The 6,702-nt window shown below is 71.3% G+C and carries 5 protein-coding genes; 2 read left to right on the top strand and 3 right to left on the bottom strand.

Translation table 11 applies throughout. The annotated features are described in order from the left end of the window. Positions 1-249: 249 nt before the first annotated feature. On the bottom strand, positions 250-1,017 hold the full coding sequence (locus ACWDY5_RS38930) for an NYN domain-containing protein (protein ID WP_449727148.1): 768 nt from the start codon (positions 1,015-1,017) through the stop codon (positions 250-252). After that, positions 1,014-2,207, bottom strand: coding sequence for an MFS transporter (locus ACWDY5_RS38925; RefSeq protein ID WP_449727147.1), 1,194 nt, complete (start codon positions 2,205-2,207; stop codon positions 1,014-1,016). The genes ACWDY5_RS38930 and ACWDY5_RS38925 overlap by 4 nt, the downstream gene beginning before the upstream one ends. Positions 2,208-2,424: 217 nt before the next feature. Between ACWDY5_RS38925 and ACWDY5_RS38920 the strand changes: the two genes are divergently transcribed. Next, entirely contained in the window at positions 2,425-3,666 is a 1,242-nt protein-coding gene (locus ACWDY5_RS38920; RefSeq protein ID WP_449727146.1) for a thiolase family protein, read from the top strand. Beyond that, entirely contained in the window at positions 3,663-5,777 is a 2,115-nt protein-coding gene (locus ACWDY5_RS38915; protein ID WP_449727145.1) for a 3-hydroxyacyl-CoA dehydrogenase NAD-binding domain-containing protein, read from the top strand. Before ACWDY5_RS38920 ends, ACWDY5_RS38915 begins: the two co-directional genes overlap by 4 nt. Before the next feature lie 53 nt (positions 5,778-5,830). Here the strand turns inward: ACWDY5_RS38915 and ACWDY5_RS38910 are convergent, their stop codons facing one another. Next, positions 5,831-6,661, bottom strand: coding sequence for an NAD(P)H-binding protein (locus tag ACWDY5_RS38910; RefSeq protein WP_449727144.1), 831 nt, complete (start codon positions 6,659-6,661; stop codon positions 5,831-5,833). Positions 6,662-6,702 lie beyond the last annotated feature (41 nt).

Raw genomic sequence — 6,702 nt, 5'->3', positions numbered from 1 at the left:
GGCCTCGTTGCTCCCCCCGGCTCGTACGCCCCTCCGTATGGCCCCGTACACCCCGGCGTCTATGCCGTGCGGGGGGGGGGGGGGCGGGTTGCCGCCCCCACCACAAGCCTGCGCCGCAGACGAAAAAAGACCCGGCCCCGTGCTGTGAAGCACGAGAACCGGGTGGTATGGGGCAATGGTAGCGAGGACCTATTTTAGGCGCAAGTTGGGCCTAAAAGAGGCCTGAGCTGGGCTTGGTGCAGGCGCAGCTCACCAACCTCGTGGCCGCCGGAACGGGCCGGTCGGGTCGGCCAGCTGGTTCGCCAGGAAGTCCTGGCGGCGGAGCCTGCGCCACCAGTGCTGCCCGACGCCCTCGTTCCGGTCGCCGCGCAGCGCCGCGGTGGTCGGCTTGACGCTGGGGTTGACGGTCGCGACCGGGACCCGCAGCCGAGTCTGGCGCAGCGGGAAGCTCAGGTCGCTGTCGTTGGACAGCACCATGACCGCGTCGACCTGCCCCGTCAGCACGTCCATCAGCACATGGCTGGCGACGTTCACGTCCGAGCCCTTCTCCTCGAAGGTCGAGATCCGGGCGAGCAGGTCGGTGGCTCCGCTGGGGCCGGGGACCTCGCGGACGGGAAGCCAGGCCGGCAGGCACCCGGTTCCGGGAGACCGGACCCGTCGTGGCGGGTAGCCCGTGCCCTGCTCGACCAGCACCCCGGACTTGGTCCGCGGCACGTACTTGCCCAGCGCCACCGTCAGCGAGGGGTTGGCGTGCCGCAACGCCGCGAGGTAGGTGTGCTGGTCGGCCAGTGAGCTGGGGTCTCCTTCCCGTTCGCGCATGGCCGTGCAGTAGACGACCCGGTCGATCCGCGCTCCCGGCCACACCCACGGGTTGATCAGGCCGGCGGCGAGAGTGGCGATGTCCAGCCACTTCCAGCCGGGCGTCGCCGAGCCGAGCATCTCGCGACCGCCGTAGTAGACGTTGAACGCGTCGACATAAACCCCGACTCTGACCACACCCCGTGCCTGATCGATCACTGCTCGACCGTAGCGGCAGCCCTTCGCCTCGTTCGGCTGGCGAACACCAGGTGCCGGAGCAGGCCGATTGCCACCAGTACCGCGACCAGCGCGCACACCCCGCCCCAGCCGAGCCCCGCGTACACCGTCGCCCCCGCCCACGAGCCCAGCGTGCCGCCGAGGAACGCGCAGGTCATGTAGGCGGTGTTCAGCCGGCTGCGGGCGTCCGGCCGCAGGGCGAAGATGCGGACCTGGTTGGCGACCATGCCGGACTGCATGGCCACATCGAGCACCAGCGTGCCCAGCACCAGGCCCGCCAGGCCCGCGAGGCCGCCGAGGGTGCCCAGGGCGAGGATGGCGGCGGCGGTCAGGGCGGCCAGGAAGCAGGTCAGGTTGACCCGGTCGGGGCCGTGGCGGTCGGTGCGGCGGCCTGCCAGGGGGGTGGCGGCCATGGTGGCGGCGTTGACCAGGGCGAGGGCGCCGACCGCTTGGGCGCCGAGGGCGTAGGCGGGGCCGGTCAGCAGGAGGGCGACGCTGGTCCAGACCGCGGTGAAGGCGCCGAACATGGTGGCCTGGTAGAGGCAGGAGCGGCGCAGGGCGGGCTCGGTGCGGAGCAGGCGGAGGGTGTGCGCGAGCAGGGCTGGGTAGCGCTCGCGGGTGGCCGGGGTGGTGGTGGGCAGGGCGAGGCGCAGCACCAGCGCGAGGACGAGGGCCAGCGCCGCGGAGAGCAGGTACGGCGCGCGCCAGCCCAGCCATTCGGCCAGGCCGCCGCCCAGCGCGCGGGAGAGCAGCATGCCGCCGATGGAACCGCTCAGCATGGCGCCGGTGACCGCGCCGCGCTGTTCCGCCGGGACCAGCCCGGCCGCCAGTGGCGCCACGATCGGCGCGACCACCGTGGTCAGTCCGACCAGCGCGCTTGCCCCGAACAGCGGGGACAGGCCTTGGGCGCAGCCGGCGGCGAGCAGGCCGAGGCCGGTCAGCACGAGCAGGGTGACCAGCAGCGGGCGGTGCGGCAGGCGGTCGCCGAGCGGGACCAGGAAGAAGATCCCGGCCGCGTAGCCGAGCTGGGCGGCGGTGACCACCAAGGCGGCGGACTCCGGGGAGACGCCCAGGCCGGTGGCGACCAGCGGGCTGACCGCCTGGGGGAAGTACAGGTTGCCCACGGCCACGCCGCAGGCCAGCGCGAGCAGCAGGACCAGGCGACGACTCATGCGGCCACCGTCCTGGCCACTGCCCTCGGCGGCAACGGATTTAGCCCTGGGTGCGGCCGTCGGTGCACCGAAAGCCTGATGTGACCCACTCGACAGCGCGATCCCCGTAGTTACCAGCGAGTAATAGGCGGTAGAGTGGTGTTACCGGCCGGTAGCAGCGCAGCGGAAGCCGCCACGGGCCGACGTCAGGGGTTCAGCACTGAGTGAGGAGCACGCCGTGGTCGCACCTGCGCCGGCGAAACCCGGCAGCGCCAGCGCGCGCGCCGTTCGGGACGTGGTCTTCGTCGACGGCGTTCGCACGCCGTTCGGCAAGGCCGGTGCCAAGGGCATCTACGCGGAGACCCGCGCCGACGATCTCGTCGTCAAGGTCATCCGGGAACTTCTGCGGCGGCATCCCGAACTGCCACCGGAGCGCGTCGACGAGGTCGCCATCGCCGCGACCACCCAGATCGGCGACCAGGGGCTGACCATCGGGCGGACTGCCGCGCTGCTGGCCGGGCTGCCGAAGTCCGTCCCCGGCTACGCGGTGGACCGGATGTGCGCCGGCGCTATGACCGCGGTGACCACCGTGGCCGGTGGCATCGCCTTCGGCGCCTACGACATCGCCATCGCCGGTGGCGTCGAGCACATGGGCCGCCACCCGATGGGCGAGGGCGTCGACCCCAACCCCCGGTTCCTGGCCGACCGGCTGGTGGACACCTCCGCGCTGGTCATGGGCCAGACCGCGGAGAACCTGCACGACCGGTTCCCGCACCTGACCAAGGAGCGCACCGACGCCTTCGCCGCGACCTCGCAGGCCCGCTACGACGCCGCGGTCAAGGCAGGCAAGATCGGCCCTGAGTTCGTCACCGTGGCCACCCGCTCCGCGGAGCAGGGCTGGGGCCTGGCCGCCGCGGACGAGCCGCCGCGCCCCGGCACCACGGTCGATGACCTGGCCAAGCTGAAGACTCCGTTCCGCCCGCACGGCCGGATCACCGCGGGCAACGCGGCCGGTCTCAACGACGGCGCGACCGGCTGCATCCTGGCCGAGGAGGAGACCGCGCGCGAGCTGGGCCTGCCGATCGGCATGCGCCTGGTCGCCTACTCCTTCGCCGGCGTGGAGCCCGAGGTCATGGGGGTCGGCCCGGTGCCGGCCACCGAGAAGGCGCTCAAGATCGCCGGACTGTCCATTGAGGACATCGGGCTGTTCGAGGTGAACGAGGCGTTCGCGGTGCAGGTGCTGGCCTTCCTGGACCACTTCGGCATCGCCGACGACGACCCCAGGGTGAACCAGTGGGGCGGCGCGATCGCCACCGGCCACCCGCTGGCCTCCTCCGGCGTGCGGCTGATGACCCAGCTGTCCCGCCAGTTCGCCGAGCGCCCCGACGTGCGCTACGGCATCACCACCATGTGCATCGGCATCGGCATGGGCGGCACCGTGATCTGGGAGAACCCCAACTGGACCGGGGAGAGCAAGTGAGCACCTTCACCCTTGAGGAAGCCAAAACCCTCTTCCCCGACGAGGTCGTGACCCGCGCGGTCACCCGCCTGCTCCGCGTGCCGGGCCTGGACAAGCCGGTCGCGCTGATCACCCTGGACAACGGGCACGACCACACCCGGCCGTCCACCTTCGGCCCGCAGAGCCTGCTCAGCCTCAACGCCGCCTTCGACGAAGCCTCGGCCGCCGACGTGGCCGCGATCGCGGTCACCGGCAAGCCGTTCATCTTCGCCGTGGGCGCGGACCTGACCGCGGTGGAGAAGGCCACCTCCCGCGAGCAGGCCGTGGCCATCGGGCAGCTCGGCCACGACGTGTTCCGCCGCTTCACCGACTCCACCGTGCCGACCTTCGCCTTCGTCAACGGCGCGGCCATGGGCGGCGGCCTTGAGCTGGCGCTGTCCTGCCACTACCGGACCCTGGCGGCCAACGCGGCGGCGCTCGCGCTGCCCGAGGTCTTCCTCGGCCTGTTCCCCGGCTGGGGCGGCACCCAGCTGCTGCCGAACCTGATCGGCGCGAACGACGCGGTCACCGTGATCTTCGAGAACGCGTTGAACCAGAACAAGATGCTCAAACCCGCGCAGGCCGCCGGGCTGGGCGTGGTGGACGTGGTGCTGGAGTCCGCGGACTACCTGGAGCAGTCGCTGATCTGGCTGACCAAGGTGGTCAACGGCGAGATCACCCCGCCGCGCAAGGAGATCGACCGCGGCGAGGGCTGGGACCAGGCCGTGGCGCGGGCCAAGGCGATCGTGCACGGCAAGACCAAGGGCGCGGCGCCCGGTGCGCTCAAGGCGCTGGAACTGCTGGAGCTGGCCCGCGAGAACGACCTGACCAAGGGCTACGCGGCCGAGACCCAGGCACTCGCGGACGTCGTGATGAGCGACGAGCTGCGCGCGGGCCTGTACTCGTTCAACCTGGTGCAGAAGCGGGCCAAGCGCCCGGCTGGCGCGCCGGACCGCTCGCTGGCCCGCGCGGTGACCAAGGTCGGCATCGTCGGCGCGGGCCTGATGGCCAGCCAGATGGCGCTGCTGTTCGCGCGGCGGCTGAAGGTGCCGGTGGTGCTCACCGACATCGACCAGGCCAGGGTGGACAAGGGCGTCGGCTACGTGCACGGCGAGGTCGACAAGCTGCTCGGCAAGAAGCGGATCTCCCCCGACGAGGCGAACCGGCTCAAGGCGCTGGTCTCCGGCTCGCTGGACAAGGCCGCCTTCGCCGACGCGGACTTCGTGATCGAGGCCGTGTTCGAGGAGCTGTCGGTCAAGCAGCAGGTCTTCGCCGAGGTGGAGCAGCACGTCTCCGCCGAGTGCGTGCTGGCCACCAACACCTCCTCGCTGTCCATCACCGAGATGGCGAGCAAGCTGGCCCACCCGGAGCGCGTGGTCGGCTTCCACTTCTTCAACCCGGTCGCGGTCATGCCGCTGCTGGAGATCGTGCGCGCCGAGCAGACCGACGACGCCACCCTGGCCACCGCCTTCGCGGTCGGCAAGGAGCTGAAGAAGTCCAGCGTGCTGGTCAAGGACGCGCCGGCGTTCGTGGTCAACCGGCTGCTCACCCGGTTCATGGGCGAGGTGATCAAGTCCGTGGACGAGGGCACCTCCTTCGAGGTCGCGGACAAGGCCACCGAGCCGCTGGGCCTGCCGATGAGCCCGATGATCCTGTTGCAGCTGGTGGGTTCCGCGGTCGCGCTGCACGTCTCGGAGACCATGCACCACGCCTTCCCGGACCGGTTCTCCGTCAGCGAGAACATGAAGAAGTTCGTGGCCGCGGGCAAGGCCGCGGTGTGGCAGTGGGACGCGCAGGGCAACCAGGCCGTCGACCCCGAGGTCACCGCGCTGTGGGAGTTCGGCGACAAGCCGCTCACCGGCGAGGAGGTCAAGGCCAGGGCGCTGGAGGCGCTGGCCGAGGAGATCCGGATCATGCTCGACGAGGGCGTGGTCGCGGAGGCGCAGGACATCGACCTGTGCATGATCCTGGGCGCGGGCTGGCCGTTCTGGCTGGGCGGCATCACGCCGTACCTGGACCGGACCGGCATCTCGGAGAAGGTCACCGGCAAGCGGTTCCTGGCGCCGGGCGTGGCCAGCGTGCCGACCGCCTGACGTAGCAACGAAAAAGGGGCACCTCCCGTGGCGGGGGTGCCCTTTTTCGTTGCTCAGTTCCAGGCGCCCGCGGCCACCGCGTTCTTGACGTAGGCGGCGAAGGACCGGGGTTCGCGGCCCAGCACCCGCTGCACGCCGTCGGAGAGGTGGGCCTCCTTGCCGGCCCGGATCCGCTCGTACAGCCGGGCGATCAGCTCCGCGAACTCCCGCGGCATCCCCAGCCCGACCTGCGTCTCGATGTACTCGGCCGGGGTCACGTCGACCACCCGGATCTCCCGGCCCAGCTCCGCGGCGATGATCCCCAGCGCCTGCGGGAAGCTCAGCGGCTCCGCGCCGGAGAGGTCGTAGATCTGCCCGTCGTGGCCATCCTGGGTGAGCGCGGCGACCGCGACCTCGGCGATGTCTTCGGCGTCGATGAACGGCTCCAGGCCGTCCCCGGTGGCCAGCAGCACCTCACCGGCCCGCACGCCCGGCTCGAAGTAGTCCTCGGTGAAGTTCTGGTGGAACCAGCCCGGCCGCAGGATGGTCCAGGCCACCCCGCTCTCCCGCACCGCGCGCTCGGCATTGAGGGTGTTCTCCGCCTCGAAGGTGTCCACGTCCCGCGCGGAGAGCATCACCAGCTTGCGCACCCCGGCATCCGCGGCCTGGCGGACGAACCGGGTCAGCTCCTCGTGCTGGTCGCCGGTGGCGTCCAGCGGCACCACGTACACCGCGTCCACGTCGGCCAGCGCCGGTCCCCAGGTGGACTCGTCCGTCCAGTCGAAGCGGGTCTCGCCCGAGCGGGAGGCGGCCCGCACGGTGATGCCACGCTCCCGCAACTGCCGGGCCACCCGCTTGCCGGTCTTGCCCCTGCCCGCCTGCACCAAGATCGTCTGTTTGCTCATGTTGCCCAGTCAAACAGCGGAACTTGAGACGATCTATGGCC

Source organism: Crossiella sp. NPDC003009 (assembly GCF_053591555.1).
Note: the sequence above shows the minus strand (reverse complement) of the source record. Positions and strands in the feature narration are given on the sequence as shown.

What these genes read in the sequence shown, in the direction of transcription:
- ACWDY5_RS38925 (WP_449727147.1), bottom strand. Translation starts at nt 2,207, where the DNA reads ATGAGTCGTCGCCTGGTCCTGCTGCTCGCGCTGGCCTGCGGCGTGGCC.
- ACWDY5_RS38910 (WP_449727144.1), bottom strand. Translation starts at nt 6,661, where the DNA reads ATGAGCAAACAGACGATCTTGGTGCAGGCGGGCAGGGGCAAGACCGGC.